Annotated in this window: 16 protein-coding genes and 1 pseudogene; 9 read left to right on the top strand and 8 right to left on the bottom strand. The window is 68.1% G+C overall.

What is annotated here, in order from left to right:
• The first annotated feature begins 27 nt into the window (after nt 1-27).
• Nucleotides 28-1179, top strand: coding sequence for an ESX-1 system-associated protein (locus SBI80_RS07135; protein ID WP_318973787.1), 1152 nt, complete (start codon nt 28-30; stop codon nt 1177-1179).
• A 911-nt stretch (nt 1180-2090) separates the two neighbouring features.
• Nucleotides 2091-3506 carry an EspK C-terminal domain-containing protein gene (locus SBI80_RS07130; protein ID WP_318973786.1) on the top strand — a complete coding sequence of 472 codons (1416 nt, stop codon included), beginning with the start codon at nt 2091-2093 and terminating at the stop codon, nt 3504-3506.
• A gap of 10 nt (nt 3507-3516) precedes the next feature.
• Here SBI80_RS07130 and SBI80_RS07125 read toward each other — a convergent pair whose 3' ends face one another.
• The 5 genes and pseudogenes from SBI80_RS07125 to SBI80_RS07105 form a co-directional block, all read right to left on the bottom strand.
• Nucleotides 3517-3825 (bottom strand): type VII secretion target, encoded by a 309-nt coding sequence (locus SBI80_RS07125; protein ID WP_318973785.1) that lies wholly within the window; start codon nt 3823-3825, stop codon nt 3517-3519.
• Nucleotides 3822-4601 carry a hypothetical protein gene (locus SBI80_RS07120; RefSeq protein ID WP_318973784.1) on the bottom strand — a complete coding sequence of 260 codons (780 nt, stop codon included), beginning with the start codon at nt 4599-4601 and terminating at the stop codon, nt 3822-3824. Before SBI80_RS07120 ends, SBI80_RS07125 begins: the two co-directional genes overlap by 4 nt.
• A gap of 14 nt (nt 4602-4615) precedes the next feature.
• Nucleotides 4616-6145 (bottom strand): type VII secretion integral membrane protein EccD, encoded by a 1530-nt coding sequence (gene eccD / locus SBI80_RS07115; RefSeq protein ID WP_318973783.1) that lies wholly within the window; start codon nt 6143-6145, stop codon nt 4616-4618.
• Entirely contained in the window at nt 6142-7524 is a 1383-nt protein-coding gene (locus SBI80_RS07110; protein ID WP_318973782.1) for a MinD/ParA family ATP-binding protein, read from the bottom strand. Before SBI80_RS07110 ends, eccD begins: the two co-directional genes overlap by 4 nt.
• Nucleotides 7517-8173 (bottom strand): annotated as a pseudogene (locus SBI80_RS07105) (ESX secretion-associated protein EspG); the annotation flags it as partial. The pseudogene SBI80_RS07105 and the gene SBI80_RS07110, both read right to left, overlap by 8 nt.
• 738 nt (nt 8174-8911) lie before the next feature.
• On the opposite strand from SBI80_RS07105, the gene SBI80_RS07100 reads away from it, so the two are divergent.
• Complete coding sequence (locus SBI80_RS07100; RefSeq protein WP_318973781.1) at nt 8912-10321, top strand: MinD/ParA family ATP-binding protein; 1410 nt, start codon at nt 8912-8914, stop codon at nt 10319-10321.
• Nucleotides 10322-10327: 6 nt separating this feature from the next.
• Here SBI80_RS07100 and SBI80_RS07095 read toward each other — a convergent pair whose 3' ends face one another.
• Nucleotides 10328-11020, bottom strand: a complete 693-nt coding sequence (locus tag SBI80_RS07095; protein ID WP_318974350.1) for a transcriptional regulator — start codon at nt 11018-11020, stop codon at nt 10328-10330.
• Nucleotides 11021-11088: 68 nt separating this feature from the next.
• Nucleotides 11089-11214 carry a hypothetical protein gene (locus tag SBI80_RS07090; RefSeq protein ID WP_318973780.1) on the bottom strand — a complete coding sequence of 42 codons (126 nt, stop codon included), beginning with the start codon at nt 11212-11214 and terminating at the stop codon, nt 11089-11091.
• 355 nt (nt 11215-11569) lie between these two features.
• Between SBI80_RS07090 and SBI80_RS07085 the strand changes: the two genes are divergently transcribed.
• The 4 genes from SBI80_RS07085 to SBI80_RS07070 all read left to right on the top strand — a co-directional run bounded on the left by SBI80_RS07085 (nt 11570) and on the right by SBI80_RS07070 (nt 13985).
• Nucleotides 11570-11911 carry a WhiB family transcriptional regulator gene (locus SBI80_RS07085; protein WP_318973779.1) on the top strand — a complete coding sequence of 114 codons (342 nt, stop codon included), beginning with the start codon at nt 11570-11572 and terminating at the stop codon, nt 11909-11911.
• 359 nt (nt 11912-12270) lie between these two features.
• A complete protein-coding gene (locus SBI80_RS07080; RefSeq protein WP_318973778.1) occupies nt 12271-12720 on the top strand; it encodes an EVE domain-containing protein in 450 nt (149 codons plus the stop codon).
• The gene (locus SBI80_RS07075; RefSeq protein ID WP_318973777.1) at nt 12717-13670 is read left to right on the top strand and encodes a pirin family protein; all 954 of its coding nucleotides are present in this window, start codon (nt 12717-12719) and stop codon (nt 13668-13670) included. The genes SBI80_RS07080 and SBI80_RS07075 overlap by 4 nt, the downstream gene beginning before the upstream one ends.
• A gap of 12 nt (nt 13671-13682) precedes the next feature.
• The gene (locus tag SBI80_RS07070; protein ID WP_318973776.1) at nt 13683-13985 is read left to right on the top strand and encodes a GNAT family N-acetyltransferase; all 303 of its coding nucleotides are present in this window, start codon (nt 13683-13685) and stop codon (nt 13983-13985) included.
• A 40-nt stretch (nt 13986-14025) separates the two neighbouring features.
• On the opposite strand, the gene SBI80_RS07065 is transcribed toward SBI80_RS07070, so the two are convergent.
• The gene (locus tag SBI80_RS07065; RefSeq protein WP_318973775.1) at nt 14026-14529 is read right to left on the bottom strand and encodes a pyridoxamine 5'-phosphate oxidase family protein; all 504 of its coding nucleotides are present in this window, start codon (nt 14527-14529) and stop codon (nt 14026-14028) included.
• 137 nt (nt 14530-14666) lie between these two features.
• On the opposite strand from SBI80_RS07065, the gene SBI80_RS07060 reads away from it, so the two are divergent.
• Both SBI80_RS07060 and SBI80_RS07055 read left to right on the top strand, forming a co-directional pair.
• Entirely contained in the window at nt 14667-16097 is a 1431-nt protein-coding gene (locus SBI80_RS07060; RefSeq protein ID WP_413232670.1) for a neutral zinc metallopeptidase, read from the top strand.
• A 94-nt stretch (nt 16098-16191) separates the two neighbouring features.
• Nucleotides 16192-16515: a histone-like nucleoid-structuring protein Lsr2 gene (locus SBI80_RS07055; protein WP_318973773.1), complete on the top strand. Its 324-nt coding sequence runs from the start codon at nt 16192-16194 to the stop codon at nt 16513-16515.
• The last annotated feature ends 97 nt before the right edge of the window (nt 16516-16612 follow it).

Below are 16612 nucleotides of genomic sequence, written 5' to 3'. Positions count from 1 at the left end.
GGATCGGCCAGCCGGGAACGGGCTCGCATGAGCGTGCCCCCGCAAGGCAACTGGCCGCCGCCGCAGCAGCCGGGCAATCCCGCCAGTTCGGGTCAGCCCTACGGCCCACCCGGCAACCAGCCGGGATACACGGCATCGCCGCCCGGATGGCAGCAGGGACCGTGGCAACAGCCTCCTGGTCCGCCACCGCAGAAGGGCAATGGCCTCAAGTGGCTTCTGATTGCGGTCGCGATCCTGCTCGTGATCGGCATTAGCGTCGGCGCCACCCTGATCTTCACGCGGGGTGATGGTGGCGGCGGGTCGAGCCCCACCTCGGGAGCCGCCAGCGACATTGCCAGCGCCAACGACACGGGGCCGGTGAGCATCATTCTGGATGAGCCGACGTGCCAGTCTTTAACCGCGATCAACAACAGCCTGGCGTCGGCGCAAGCAAACGGGTGGGCGGATCAACGTGAAACCCTCGGGCCGGTCGCCTCCTGGACACCTGACCAACGCACGCAAGTCGAAGATGTCGCAAGAGCTATGCGCAGCGCTGCGGACCGGGCTGTTCCACTTGCAAAACAGACTCCCCACCGCGTCGTAAGGGAGCTTTACGAGCAGTTTATTGCCTATAGTCGCGCTTATGCCGACAGCGTATCCACCTATAGTCCTGAAGATAACGCTCTGGCTACTGCAAACATAAGCGCAAGTTCGGCTTTAGTCGGAATCTGTAACGCAATTGAACAGGGTGCCACTAGTCGTGCACTCTCCATTGGCGCAGTTCCCGCACCAAGCACGATCGCACCGGCCGGAGATCCGGCCAATCCAAAGCGTTTCGTCACGTCAGCGGACTCGACGTGCTCGAAATGGGTCGAGCGCTTAAATACCTTCAATTCCCAGACTTCTCCTGATTGGCAGAATCGCGATTCCAGTATTCCGGCATCCCAATGGGGTCCTGAGCGGCAGGCCATTGAAAAGGCTGCACAGCCACTACTTTCCGCCTACGCCAGCGATATCGAAGACGCCGGTCGAGGCAGCGGCAACCCCCAATTGGAGGATTTTGCCAACACCTCAGCGCTGTACATTCGCGCGTACCTATCGGCGGAGGATAGCTACGTTAGCAGCGACGGCTGGCTCAACTACGCAGCATTTCAGATCGCCAATTTCGTGTCTGCGGCCTGCACGGCGGCTAGAAGCTAGCGATCATGGCAATCCAGCGGCCGACCGGTGAATACAAGAGTCAGATGACGACACCGCCGGACGCATGGCCGGAGAGCGACGAGGACCTACATGCGCAACGCAGCGCTGACCTCCTTGGCGTCGACCTCAAGTTGCAAGCGGCGGCAGATGCTTGGGGCCAGAGTTATTCTTCGATCTTCGACGGCCGTACATGGGTCGGAGCGGCTGCTAACGCGGGAAGGAGCAAGGTCGAGAATTCTTCAAATTGGATCGAGACGGTTGGTCGAGCGCTAGCATCAGCAATTGTATTTCACAAGAGTTCGTACACATCAATCGTAAATGCGAAGAATCAGATTGTGGCCAACTGCGATGCCGCGCAATCGGTAATCGACGGAATGAACTCCCAAGCGCTATCGCAGGACGACAGTGCCAAGCGCACCGACGCTATACGAGCTGTTGTCGATCAGGCACTGAAAGCAAACAAAGCAGTAGTCGCAACAGCTGGTAACGCCATTGCCGCTGGCCAAGAATTTCCACCCATGTCAGATAAGGCGGTTCCGAATTTCGCGGAAAACGTCCCGCAGTTCGCGGTGAGTACCCGAAATGGGGCGGGTGGACTTCCCGGGTATTCGCGCCCTCCGAGCTCAGCCCCTCCCTCGACCACGACCGCGTCTAGGGGCAACACCCCTACAGCCCAAGGTGGAAATCCTGCCCCTGCTACAACCGTGGCTGCCAAAAGCAACAGCCCTGCGGGGGGAGGCGGGGCCGGGGCGCGAAGCACGCCTCCCCCTACCACAACCGCATCGTCAGGTAATACAGAGAAGCTCACCGGTGGTGCCACACAGCAGTTCCCACCGCGCTCAACGCTCGCGCCGCCACCGAGGTCTGCGGCCGCGCCCAGCGTCCCCAGCATGGGCGGAGGTGGCGGAGGCATGGGTGGCGCACCATCAAGCTCCGGTGGCGCACCGTCGAGCGGATCGCCGAGCACCGCTGCGAGCAGCATCTCCTCCGGTTCGGGGCCCAAGGCTCCATCGGCGTCAGACCTGCAGGGCGCCAAGGCAGATGCCGATACGAAGGCGACGCCGGCGAGCGCCAGCGCCGGTGGTGGCGGCGGCGACAAGGCCCCCACCGACCAGTTCGCCAAGGGTTTGACCTCGGCCCAACCGACCGCCCAGCCCACCATGTCTCCGGCGGCCGCCTCCTCCGCGCCCGTCGCACCCGTCACCACCCCCACCGATCCCGCCGCGGCCGCACCCATTCAGCACACTGCGGCATCCACCTCTGGCGGCGGCGCCGGCGCCGGCGGTGGGACGGGCGGCTTCCCCGGTGGCGGGACCGGCGGCGGCTCCCTCGGATCGCCGAGCACCCCGGCGGCACCACCCGTGCCGCTCGGACCGCCGGCGACTCCGCCACCGGCCGGTCCTCCCCCGCCCACCGGGGCATCCCAACCGGCTGCGGCCAGTACCGGTCCGGGCGTCAACCCGGCGTCGACGGGCAAGACCGACGCCGCGGGCGTCGCAGCCATGCCGGTGTCCTCCGCGCGGATGGAACGCGACGCGGCGCTCTCGGCCTCGACGGCGGGCGCGCTTCAGCGGCAACGCGGCAACGCCAGCGCCGCACTGATGCAGGCCCGTCGCATCGCCGCTGCCTTGAACATGGGTACGCCCGTGTACGGATTCTTCTGGGTGACCGGCCTGGCCACCGACGGCTCGATCGTCGTCGCCAACAGCTACGGCCTCGGCTACATCCCCGATGGCGTGGAACTGCCGCCGCAGGTCACCCTGGCCTCCGCCGACGAGTCGATCGCCCCCGGCGAGCGCGCCAAGTGGGTGACGTATCCGATTCTCGCGCTTCAGGGTTGGGCCGAGGCGCACGGCCATAAGCTGCGCGCAGTGATCGCCACAGCCGAGCAATTCGCGAGCTTCGATCCCGGCGTGCCAAAGATCGTGCTCAAGAGCGACGACATCCCCGAGGGCGGGAAGATGGTGGGCCGCAGTCGTCTCGAGGTGATCGCGCCCGCCGCCGCCGCGCGGCTCGCCTCGGTGGCCGACGGTGCGCTGCAGGAATTGCTACCGGTGGCTCCCGCGGACGCGACACCTCCCGACGACCAGTCGGCGAAGTTGTGGTTCGAGCTCACCAAGCCCCTGATGAGCACCGCCGCCAACCGCGGCCTCGTGCATCTCGAGGCGTTCGTCAAGTACGCCGAGCACATGCAGGAGCTCGCACTCCACAAGGCACACAACGCCTTCGATGCCACGGCGCAGCGGTCCGCCATCGCCGATTGGGTCTACTGGCAACACCTGGGTGTGCTGATGTCCGACGCCGTCGGCGCTGACGCCACGGTCTGAGCGCCGGGCCTCAGCTCGGAAATTGCACGTCGTCGACGGCACCCGCGGCGGCCTGGTCCTGCCGCACGTACTGCGACGCGGCGGATCCGAGATTCGAGCCGAACGCGTGGGCCGCGTCAGCGGCAGCCTTGACGTCCGCGGACACCGTGGCCTCGGCTGCGTGGCACGCCGCCGCCGTCGCCAGCTCCGGTACTCCCGACGCGGCACGACCCAGCGCGGCGCCCGCGTCCAGACGGCCGATTTCGTCGCCAGCCCGCCCGAATGCTTGGCCCGCGCCCTGCAGCGCCTGCGGGTCGACCTTGAGTACGGGGCCGGTCACAGGTTCACCCCGGGGTCCGGGGCGGCATGGCGCGGTGAAGTCGGTTGCGGCGCGGGCATCGCCGCTAGCGGGGGATGCTTCGGCGCGGGCTCGGGCGCCCGTTCGGTCGTGGGATCGCCCGCACCGGCACCGTCGGGTGCCGCGTGCTTTGCCGCCTTCTCCTCGTCCCGCCGCTCCTCGTCGCGCGGATCCTCTGGCGGTGCAGCGCCGTCCGCGGTCGGCTTGTCCGCGGATCCAGCGGCGCCAGGCGACCCACCGGAACCACCCAACCCTCCGGCCATCTGTCCGATCTGCTGAACGCCCTGCATGATGCCTTGCGGTACCGATGACACCGCACTCATCGCCTGCATCGGCGCTTGCGCCACCTGGCTGGCCATCTGCATCGGCATGCTCATCAGCTGGCCCATCTGACCCATCGCCTCCGAACCACCGCCACCGGCACCACCGCCGGACGCGCCGCCGCGCACCGAATCGAACTGGTGCTTCTCGTAGTCCGCCGCGAGCTGCGCGTCCGTACTGGAGTACTTGCCGGCCGCGGCCACGACGTTGTCCGCAGTGGTCGACGCCTCGTTCTTGAGGTGTGGCAGCGCGTCCTGGATCGGTCCTTCGATACCGGGCAGTTTGTCGGCGATCGCGGTGCTGATGGCGTCGGTTCCCGTGACGGTAAACGGTGGGGGAGCCTCGGGGATGGTGCCGGCCGCCGCCTGCAGCTGACCACCCAACTTCGCCAGCTGTTCGGGATCGACCTTCAACGGCGGTTGACTACCGGTGCTCATTCAACCCACCTCGCTCAGAACCGAATGTTGCGCAAGACGTCGTAGACACCGGCGATCCACAGCAGCAACGGAATCACCGCCGCGATCGCCGCACCGTCCACCAGCTCGAGGATGCGCTTGGTCACCGGCGAGACCCGGCGGACGCCCTCGGTGGCGCCGACCAGGATCAGTGCGACGACGGCGATCGCCACGAAGATGCTCAAGACCAGCCAGGCATCGCCGGGATACCACAGGCACAGCCGCACGACGACACCGGTGGGAATCACCACGGCCGCCGCGAGAAGTGACCAGGCACACCATCGTTCGGCATACAGCCGGGACCGGAACCCACAGACCGTGGTGACCAACCCGGCGACGATCAAGCTGTGGATGAAGAAGTGTCCCTGCACGACGACCGCGACGGCGCCCGCAGCAAGCACCAGCGAACCTGCGGCCAAGAAGCCCACCAGGAGCTGCTTGGCCAGATGGCTTCGTTCGGTGAGCCTAGCCGCCGACTCGGGCACCGACGCGATGATGGCCTGCCAGGTCGGCGACTCCTCATCGGAGGCATCATTCGTCGAGATCGGGTCCAGCAGCTCGTCGTTGGCGACGGTTTCACCCGGCGCGGGGATCGGAGGCAGAGCGATGCGTGCCACCGCCACCGTCAACTTCGCGGCGTTGGTGACGACGATCATGCCGAAGGCGATCGCCCCGGCTGGCACCCATTCCTGCCAGCCGTAGCCGAACGCCACGGCGGCCGCGGTGACCGCAATGGTGCCAACCGCCAGGAAGGACGCGACCTCCGCCCGTTTGCGCGGCCCGCCACGCGTGGCCAGCACGACGAACAGCACGACGGCGGCGGCCCCCGCCACGTTGGGCGCACCCAATCCGCTCACACCGGTGGGGAGTGGGACGGCCAGCGCCGCGGCCCCGGCGAGCGGCGCCAACGACGCGACCAGCAGGCTCTCGGATGCGCTGGGGTTCTCATACCGGTTCTTGGCGACGAAGCTGCCGATGAGCAGGCCGACACCAAGTACCCCAAGCGCCAGCGTCCACCACCAGCTGTGTCCGGTCTGCGACCAGCTCAGCACCGATAACCCAGCAACCGCGGCGGCGACGATCGGAATCGTCAGGCCGACGAAGCGATTCAGCGCGGTCCGGTCGAACTCGGGCGATTCGTCGAGTACGGCGATCGCGTCGATGACGTCCTCGACCAGCGGTCGGTACCGCTCGGTGCGGCTGACCGAGACCAGGGTGAGCAAGGCGCCGTCCACGACACCCGCATCATCGAGCGACTCGGACGCCTTCAACGGCGGCGCACCGGGTCGCGCGAAGGCCCATTCACCCTGAGCCTTGAAGTCGAAGCCCGCCAGGACGTCGGCCGGTGTGTCCTCGAGCATCTCCCCGAGCACGGTCACCGTCTCGTCGATGTAGGTCTCGACCGGTGCTGCGGCCGGCAGCACCAGGTCCGTCATGCGCCGACCGGTGAGGATCGTGACGCGGGTGGTCGACGGACGGCCGGGCGTGACGCCCGACGAACTAGGTGCGGCGGCCGTGGTGGTCAACGACGTTCGAGCCTGTCGAAGTCATCGGACAGCGCGGCAGCGAGTTCGGTTACCCGCCTGCGGAATACCGGGCCGAGCAGGTCGAGCTGGATCTCCGTACCTGCGGCGATGTGCTTGTCCCAGGGCAATACGATGACCCGTCCCGCGGGCACGTGTCGCTCGAACTGTTGAACCAGATCGTCGACGTCGATGTTGGGCTTGCCGGGCACGACGTGGTTGATCACCACGCACGACCGTCCCAGCAGGTCCTGATATCCGTTCTGCCGCAACCAGTCCATGGTCACGGCGGCCTGCCGGGCCCCGTCGATCGAGGCACTGGCCACGATCACCAGACCCGACACCGTGGACAGCACACCGCGTGAGGCGGGCTGGAAGAGTCCGGCACCGCAGTCGGCGAGCACCAGGTTGTAGTACCGCGACACGATGCCGACGGCACCCTTCCAGTCCTCGTCGTTGAACTCGCGCCGGGCGCCGCTGTACTCCTCCGACGACAGCACCTCGAGGTTGGAGGAGTTCATGCTCGTGTACGCGCGAATGTCGTTGTAACGCGACAGCTCCTGGTCCGACAGCAGGTCCGCTACCGTCGCGGCGGACTGACGCCCGGCTCGGTCGGCGAGATTGCCGCCATCGGGGTCCGCGTCGACGGCCAGGATGCGATCCCCGCGGATCTTGCTGAGCGACGATCCAAGCGCCACGGTGACAGCGGTCTTGCCGACGCCACCCTTCAGACCGAAGACTCCGATTTGGTACGAGTCGCGGGCGTTCCGGCGGATCCTGGCGTGCAGGTCCATCTCGTACAGCTCATCGGGCGACAGGCCGAGGTTGATGCGGGTCAAGAGGTAGACCCAGTGACGCCAGCCGCGTTGCGACGGCATCTTCACCGCGGAGCGAACGCCAACGTGGGAGAGCGCGTCGATGGCGCGGTGGTTGCCCATCGTCGCCGCCGAGGTGGGACCCGGCTGCTGGGGCAATGGAGCCGCGGGCCATGCCGGCCGGCTCTCCGCCTGGGCGTCGGCGGCGTGGTGCACCCCGGCCGTCGGCGATGACGCCGAACGCGGCTGTGCCGCAGGGGCAGCCGTGCGAGGTTCGTAACGCGCACCTGTCGAGGTGGCCGTCTGCGGGCTCCGCATCATGCCGTTCTGAACGCGCGGCGCTCCCGCCTTGGTGGGTGGAATCTGCGTGGTCACCTCGGTGGCCCGTGGCGGTGGGGCACTCGTCGGTGCGGCGGCCGTCTGGGTCGGAGCCACCGGAAGTGGACCGGACGGCGCCTCGGCACGTCCCGGCGGGTTGGACTGTGCGGCCGGCGCTACCGAATCGCGGTCGACACCAGCGGCCTCCTCGTCGGGCTGCGCCGCGTCCGAGGAGTGGAAGGCTGCCATAGAGCTCGCCGTTCACGTGGCGCGGAAGCGACACGATCCTGCCGTGGCGGGAGTCGAGCACGCCGGCGGCGACCTCGGCCTGGGTATAGGTCCCGCCGGGATGCCGTTCGTTGGCCGTGATCTCTACCCAGCTGTCCGGCGCGGCGGTGATCTCCGCATACAACCGGGCCGAGGGCGGGTCGATGCCGAACTGCGCCAGCTGGTTCGCGGTGGTCGACTGGCCGAGCTTGCTCGCGACGCCGGTAAGGGGTTCGACGTCGGCGGGCGTCGCCGATCCGAGGATCGCCGTCACCATGCCCGCCAACCCGACCTGGGGAGCGATGCGCTGCAACACGATCATGTCGCCGTCGCGAGCGGCGATCACGTGGCGGTCGCCCTTGCGGCAGATGGCGAAACGGACCATCTTGCCGCCCACGTCACGGCGCCACCACCGGCCCTCCATGGTGCGATCGGCCCGGCTCAAGGTGTCGACCATGCCCGCGACTTCCGGGTGCGGCGCGCCGAATACGTCGAGCACACCCTGAGCGGTCAGGTCGCGGGCCACCTGGTCCCACACGACGTTGCGCAGTTCGAGCTGGGGAATGTTGGGCCGGATGCCCAGGGCCGGCGGAAACTCCATCATGTGGAGGCGGTCGGCGATGACGAGCATCCCGTCGATGGTCACCTCGACGGCGACGACGTCGTCTACGTGGGTGCGGCCGTTGGCGAACGTGGACACGGTCAACACACCCCCGCCGCGCTGGCCACCGGCAGGGTCAGCCGCGACGCGTCGATGCGCATGGGTCCGGACATGTCGATACCCCCCTCTCCCTCATCTTGCTACGTCGTACCCGACGGCGGCGGCCCGATTGGACGTTCAGCTCCCGTCGATCGCGCGGCCTTGCAACGGATCGGCCCGCTTGCTCACGATCGGCGACACCTTTGCCCATGGCGATTCGAGTTTGCCATGGGCAACCGCGAACCCGATGGGAAAGCAAGTTTGCCCATTCCGCCCGGGTACGAGGTTACCAGCGGTCCGGCGTGCTCAGGCGCACCAATCGGGGAGCACGAGGGCGTCCGTGGTCCCGCCACACGACTCTCGACAGACTGTCTTGAGCTGTGGAGACGGTGTGCCTCACCAGGGAGTGACGGCGGTGGGCACACTCCGGTGGCCGCGCCTGCCCAAACCGCAGAGTCCCCACCGCGAGCTGCCAGCCAGATCGCGACGGCCGTGATCCCGCCACGTCTTGCCGCTATCGGACATCAATTTGCTGGTTGCTAGGCCGGCGTTGGCGGGCGCGGGAGACCGAGGTCGCCGGAGCAGCCGAGTGGTTGATACTGGGGTGAAGCCGGATGGCGCTTCGTTTGATCGAATGGGTTCGACCGAATCGGAAGGAGCCCTGGTGCCGTGAGTGACCGCGACGACGCCCTGCGCAGACAGCTTGGCTGGACCGGACCCGAGGAGTCGAACTACGAGCCCGCATCAGGCGATCCGTCGCCGACGCCGGCACCCCCGCCGCTGCCAACCCGTCCGCCGGTCGACTTCGTGCCGCCGGAGCAGGAGCCGGAGCCCGCGCCGCCCGCCGAACCCCCGACCCCGCAGGTTCCGATCGAGCAGTCCAACGCGGGTCTGCGGCCGCCTCAACGCTTCGGCCCACCGGTGCAGGGACGGCCGCCCGAACCACCGCCGCAGTGGGGCCCGCAGCCGCCGAACCACCAGCCGGCTCCGCACCAACCCGCTTGGCAGGGCCGTCAGCAACGGCCCCTGCCACCGCAACCGGTTCCGGGACCGCCGCCCGGACCACCCCAGTACGCGGCCTGGCAGACGCAGCCGTTCACTCACGATCCTCGCCTCGCGCCACCGCAGCCCGGCTCGTATGCGGATCGCATCCGGGCCGACGAACTGGTGCCCAGCCGCCGCATCGTTCCCGCCCGCGGTTGGCGGAGGGCGGTCTACAGGTTGACGTTCGGACTGATCAACCCCGGGCAGTCGCCCGACGAGATCCGTCAGGCCGAGCTCGAGGCCCGTATCAGGGTGGCCCTGCGCGGTCACTACAAGGTGGGGGTGATGGGCAAGGGCGGCGTCGGCAAGACGACCGTCTCGGCCAGCATCGGCTCGGTGTTCGCCGAACTACGCCAGGAGGACCGGGTCGTCGCGATCGACGCCGACACCGCGTTCGGAAAGCTCGGCAGCCGCGTGGATCCCAAGGCCGTCGGGTCTTACTGGGAGCTGGCCGGCGACCAACACCTCGAGACGTTCGCCGACGTGCGCAGCCGCGTCGGCAACAACTCCGCCGGGCTGTTCGTCCTGGCGGGCGAGGGCAGCCCCGCCCGCAGGCGGGTGCTCGATCCCGCGATCTACCGCGAGGCCACGGCTCGGCTGGATCGCTACTTCTCCATCACCGTCGTGGATTGCAGCTCCACGATGGACACCCCCGTCACTCAGGAGGTGCTGCGGGACCTCGACGCACTGGTCGTCGTCTCCTCGCCGTGGGTGGACGGGGCCGCGGCCGCCGGGCAGACGATGGACTGGCTGGCCAACCGCGGTTTGACGAACCTGTTGCGCCGCACCGTCGTCGTGCTCAACGACTCGGACGGTCATGCCGACAAGCGGACCCGGTCGATCCTGGCCCAGCAGTTCGCCGGCCAGGGCCAGGTCGTGGTGGAGGTGCCATTCGATCCGCAGCTGCGACCCGGCGGCGTGATCGACGGAACCGCGGTGATGTCGACCCCGACCCGACGCAAGTTCCTCGAGATCGCCGCCGCCCTGGCCGAGCACTTCCCCGCGCACGACGACCGCGCTCGCGAACGTCACTGACCCCCCTCAGGCGAGGTCCGCGATCAATGTCTCGAGGACGTCCACCGCGGATGCGGGGGCGGGCAGCTCGGATTCGATCCCGGCGACGACGTCCTCTGCGACACCTGCCGCCTGCGCCGTCTCGGCGATCGTCAGGTTGGCGTTGCGGCGCGCGGCGTACAACCGCTGACCGAGAGTCGCCCGGTCTGCCGTCGCCGCCAGCATCGTCAGCTCGTGCAGCCGACCCCGCACGGCGCCCAGCGCCCTGATCAGCGTCGGGGTTACCCGGCCGATGCGGGTCGCGCGGGCGGCGACCGCCTCCAATTGCCGCAGGTCGGACAGGATCGCGGTGATGCGCGGGGTGAAGTCGGGGTCGGTGGCCGGAGGCAGCGCGTCGATGGTCGAGCCGAGCGTGTTGACCGCCGCGACGACGGCCTGGGCGATGAGCGATCCCTCATCGCCACCGCCACTGCGACGGAGCTCGTCACCTTCGACGTCGGCGCCGGTGACGCCGGCTCCGGTCCTGAGCTGGTTGATCGTTCCCGGCGGCCAGCGCAGCACCTCCTCGAGCTTGGCGCGCGTCTTGTCCCGCGGCCAGCTCCTCCCCTTCTCGAACGAGATGAGGGCACCCGCGTTGATGATTCCGCTCGCGGCCAGGCTGCGCTGGCTGATGTCGAGTTCGCGGCGGCGGGCTGCTGCCGCGGCACCCGCCCGCGCCATGCCGGGATCCACCGCGGCGGTGTCGTCGGGCTCGTCTTCCCCAGGGCCGGGTGGCGTGGTCGCGGACGTCACCTGGGCGCGCACTCCGACGCCTTCATGGGATCGCCGAGCTGCAGTGTCGACGGTGAGAACGTCATCTCCGGTAATTCCTCGATGCCGGCAGGCGGGCTGAAGGGTAGGGCAATCGTAGCCAACAGCCTAAGTGATGTTATGGCCAAACCCCGCACAGCGACCGTAGCAGCCGACGGCGAAACCGCTGCGGATTCACGCCGAAACCATTTCGACGCTACGTCCCGCTGGCGATGCCTCGCATCCTCGGCCGGTAGCCGTGTGAACCGACGTAGAAGCGGGTTGAACTGGTCAGACATCCACCCAGATGAGATGACGACGGCATTCACGCCGAGACGCGACGGGTATCGACCCGTGCCAGCGGGTACCCACCCACCACGGTCAACCGACGCATTAACTGTTGCATCGCTACGGTTACTGCTATACATTCGCTTCAACGCGACGCGCACGACGGCGACGCCCGGACGAGGAGCAGACGACATGGCGGCAGGGAGTGAAGCGGTGGGAATCGGACCGGTGACGACTCCGGTGGGTCTCGACGGACTTCCCCTCGGCGAGTGCACCAGAGATCCCGAACGGTGGACCACGGCCGCCGACGAAGACGCCAAGTCCATCTGCCGCTCCTGCCCGCGTCGATGGCCCTGCGCCCGCGAGGCCGTCGAACTGCCGAAGGCCGAGGGCCTCTGGGCCGGCATCGTCGTCCCGGAGGCCGGCCGCGGTCGCGGCCATGCGCTGCGCCAGCTTCGCGAGCTGGCCGAGCGCAACGGCTACCCGGTCCGCGCGCGACGCGTCTTCCTGGAGCCCGTGCTCGAGTCTGCGTGACCACTAGCTGGGGGAACGAACCGTCTCCGCTGCCGCGCCCGGGGGGTCGGCAGCGGAGACGGTTCGGTGGGGAAGATCTCAGAACACCGGTTGGAATACCCAAGGGCCGATCCGTGGTTAAGCTATAGCCGACGGTGCCGGACATGCCCCGGGTACCAACTAAATTCGTCGCCTAGAGCGACCACTTGCCGTGAGGCGCCATGGCGGTACCGTCGCCCGAGCCGCCGATGCATCCGCATCGGCGGCTTCGTGGTATCTGCGGCCCGTGGACCGAGGCTGGTTGACTGCAGTCCGTGGATGGATCTCGGTCTGTGGATGAATGACGCCGGTTGTCGGAGCCGGCTCGTAGCTTCGCTCGCATGAGTACGCATTGGATCAACACCGTCAGCCGTGGCCACGTCCAACGGGGCGTCGCGGGCGGTTTCACACAGGCCAATCACGGCAAGCCCCATATGCTTCGCAAGATGGCGCGTGACGACTGGATCGTCTTCTATTCCCCGCGGACCGACTATCCCGACGGACCGCCACTGCAGGCCTTCACGGCAATCGGCCGGGTGGTCGACGACGAGGTCTATCAGGAGGACTTCGACCCGCAGTTCCAGCCGTGGCGCCGGCGCGTCGAGTTCTTGCCCTGCATCGAGACGCCGATCCGGCCGCTGCTCGACGAACTCGACTTCATCGTGAACAAGGCGCAGTGGGGATACCGCTTCCGGACCGGTGTGTTCAAGATCGACGTACGCGACTTCGAGGTCATCCGCACCGCCATGACGGGAGCCATCCCGGAGCCGGGGGTTACTGTGGAGGGGTGAGCAACACCGAGCTGGCGCCCGACCAACTCGCCTGTGGTGCTTCGAGATTCACCGGGGTGCTGCACCCCCGCGAGGTCCCCCTCGGCGGACCGCGGGCCATCCGGGTCCGGCGGACCCTGCCGCAGCGTGACCGCACGCTGATCGGTGCCTGGTGCTTCGTCGATCACTACGGTCCGCACGACCTGGCGACGGGCCCCGGCATGGACGTCCCGCCGCACCCCCACACCGGGCTGCAGACCGTCAGCTGGTTGTTCAGCGGTGAGATCGAGCACCGCGACAGCGCGGGCGTGCACGCGATGGTTCGGCCCGGCGAGCTGAATCTCATGACCGCCGGCGCGGGCATCTGCCACTCGGAGGTGTCGACGGGCAGGTCGCCCATCCTGCACGGGGTGCAACTGTGGGTGGCCCTACCCGACGCCGACCGCGACACCGGTCGCGACTTCGTGCACTACGCGCCGACCGTCCACACGGCCGATGGCACGCGGACCAGGGTGTTCCTCGGCGAGCTCGACGGCCTCCGGTCGCCGGTGTCCACCTTCACGCCGCTGCTGGGCGCGCAGATCGACCTGGCTCCCGGTGCCGCGGTCGAGCTGGCCGTGGATCGCACCTTCGAGCATGGCGTTCTGCTGGACCGGGGCGCCGTCGAGGCCGGCGGAACCGCACTCGACGTCGCCGACCTCTGGTACCAGGCGCCGGGCCAGGACACGCTCGCCCTTGCCAATCGCGGTGCGCGGGCCGCGAGAGTGCTTCTGCTGGGCGGGCTTCCGTTTCCCGAGCAGCTAGTCATGTGGTGGAACTTCGTCGGCCGCAGCCACGCCGACATCGTGGAGTACCGCCGTCTCTGGCAGGAGCAGGACGACCGCTTCGGGGCGGTGGCGGGCTATCCCGGCGCGCGACTGCCCGCCCCGCCGCTGCCCAACACCACGCTGTTGCCCCGCCCCAACCCGTAGCCCAGGAGCGCCATGACCACCACCGACAAGACCGGGGCCGAGACCACCGTCACCGCCGAGCCCGGCCGCTTCACCATCGCGGTCGACGGCCAGACCGTGGGTCTTGCGGAATATCACGACCGCGACGGACGGCGCACGTTTCCGCACACCGAGGTGGGGCGCGCGTTTCAGGGTCGCGGATTGGCCACCATCCTGGTGGGCGAGGCGCTGCGGGCCACGCGCGCGGAAGGGCTGCGCGTGGTCCCGGCGTGCTCGATGGTGGCCGACTACGTCGACAAGCATCCCGAGTTCGCCGACATCACCGACCCCGTCTGACGGCAGCCAACCCGGTGAAGTCGGCGATCGGCCGACGCCGTCAGTCGAGGTACTGGGCGGTCGATCCGGAGACGGGCATCGCCGGGATGCCGAGCTTGCGATGATCCCAGCTGCGTCGCCGGGTCGGCACCACCCGCACCGCGATCCGGTTGTTCATCATCTGCTCTACGAATGGCTTGACGTCCTCGCTGTACGGACCGGTGTAGCGCTCCCACACGCTGATGCCCACGCGCAGAAGCAGATCGGGATCGTCGTCCACGATCTCGGCGTGCCCGTCGATCGACACCCCGCGCAGGGTGTCGTAGGTCTTGCCGTCCTCGATCAGCACGGTGACGGTCGGATCGCGGCGCAGGTTGACCGCCTTCTGCGACTTCGCCTTGGTCTCGAACCAGATCTCACCGTCGATGACGGCGTACCACATGGCGACCAGATGGGGCTTGCCGCCGGCCGACAACGTCGCCATCGTCGCGGTGCGACTGTGATCGATGAATTCGGCGATCTCGTCGTCGGTCATCACGATCTTGGAGCGCTCGTTCTTTCCCATCGTCAATGCCTATCAGCGTCGGTGGGGCAGGCCGCCACCGGGATGCCCGTGCGCGAGCCCACGCCCGACCGTAGCCGCCGGTATACGCTCGCATCTCGATCGACGACACATCGCGGGCATGATTCGGAACGGGACCAATGGGCGGAGTGAAGGCCTTCGTGGCCGCCGGTTGCGTGGCGCTGTCGATGACCGGCTGCGGATTCACGACGCAGGGACATGCGGTCTCTCCGCTCTACGACCCGTTCCGCGCCGGCGGCCTGCCCGCCGAGGACGGTCCAAGCGGAATCCGCGAGGATGCGCCGGCACCCGAGGAAGGCGTCCAAGGCACCGACGGTGGCGACGCCGACCGGCTGGCCACTCTTGCCGTCGACGACGTCTCGCAGTTCTGGAAGGAGAACTACGGCGCCTCGTTCGACGGATCCTTCACGCCCGTAACGGATCTGGTTTCCTACGACTCCGAGAACCCCTCGAGCCCGGAGATCTGCGGCGGCGAGACCTACGGCAATCCGAACGCCCTGTTCTGCCCGAAGGACGACCTCATCGCCTGGGACCGCGGCGTCATGGTGCCGCTGGGTCAGCAGTTCTTCGGGGACACCTCGATCGCCGCGTTGCTCGCGCACGAGTACGGGCACGCCGTCCAGGGCATGGCCCACCTGGTCGACGGCGACACCACCACCATCGTCAGCGAGCAGCAGGCGGACTGCCTGGCCGGCACCTACGTCCGGTGGGTCTCGGAGGGCAAGTCCCCACGGTTCGAGCTCAGCACCGGCGACGGCCTCAATCACGTTCTGGCCGGCGTGCTGACGCTGCGCGATCCGACCTACCTCGCCGACGATGCGCCCTACCTGGAGCAGGGGCACGGCACGGCGCTCGACCGGATCAGCGCCTTCCAGATGGGACTCACCTCCGGCGCTTCGGAGTGCGGCAAGATCGATGCGAAGGAGATCGCAGAGCGCCGTGGGGATCTCCCGCTGACGCTTCCGGCGGACCGCAGCGACGGTTCGCCGGCCGGTGACGTGGCGGTCACCGAGGACGTCGTGAAGTCTCTGGTCGGCGTGCTGGGTCAGGTGTTTCAGCCGAAGCAGGCGCCGGCCCTGTCATTGGAGACGCCGTCGTGCGCCGATGCCAGACCCAGCCCGCCAGCGTCGTACTGCCCACAGACCAACACCATCTTCGTCGACGTCAAGGCACTGGCCGAGATGGGCCGGCCCGCCGACCGCCAGGATTACACCCTGCTGCAGGGGGACAACACCGCGCTGTCGGTGGTGACGTCCCGGTACGCGCTCGCGGTCCAGCACGAACGGGGCCAGGCGCTCGACACCCCGACCGCCGCGCTGCGCACCGCGTGCCTGACGGGTGTGGCGCAGCGAGCGATGTCGGAGAACAAGGGGCTGGATCTGGTGCTGACCGCAGGCGATCTGGACGAGGCCGTAGCGGGTCTGCTGACCAACGGCCTGGTGGCAAGCAATGTCGACGGACAGACGGTGCCCGCCGGGTTCACCAGAATCGTCGCGTTCCGTTCCGGATTGGCCGGCGACGAGCAACTCTGCGACGCGCGCTTCGCCTGATCGCTACGAGCATTTCGGGTTTGCCGGGTCCAGTGATGGCTATCATGAAGCCACATTGCAATGGGCGCATCGACAGCAAAGGGGTCCGTGAGCGGTGGCGAGAAGGACCGTCGTCGAATGGATCGACGACATCGACGGAACCGCGGCGGCTGAGACGATGACCTTCGCGATCGATGGAATGCACTACGAGATCGACCTTTCCACGAAGAACGCGGCCAAGTTCCGTGGCGTCATGGCCCGCTGGATCGAAGCGAGCCGCCGGTCGAGTCAGCGCCGCTCGCGTGGCGAGAGCGCCGGAGTCGATCTTGCGGAGGCCACGAAGGCGCGGCAGTGGGCCATCGAGAACGGTCTCGACGTGGGCCCCCGCGGGCGCCTACCCTCCGACATCCTCGAGGCCTACCGGTCCAGCGGAACCTGATCCAAACATGCTGTCGCGCAGACCTCTTCGCTAGCTCAGGCGTGGCGTAGCCAGCCGACCGTGACTCACCGGCCAGCGCCACGAATCCGGTTGGTAC

The organism is Mycolicibacterium sichuanense, from assembly GCF_033741125.1.
Taxonomy (GTDB): Bacteria; Actinomycetota; Actinomycetes; order Mycobacteriales; family Mycobacteriaceae; genus Mycobacterium.
Note: the sequence above shows the minus strand (reverse complement) of the source record. Positions and strands in the feature narration are given on the sequence as shown.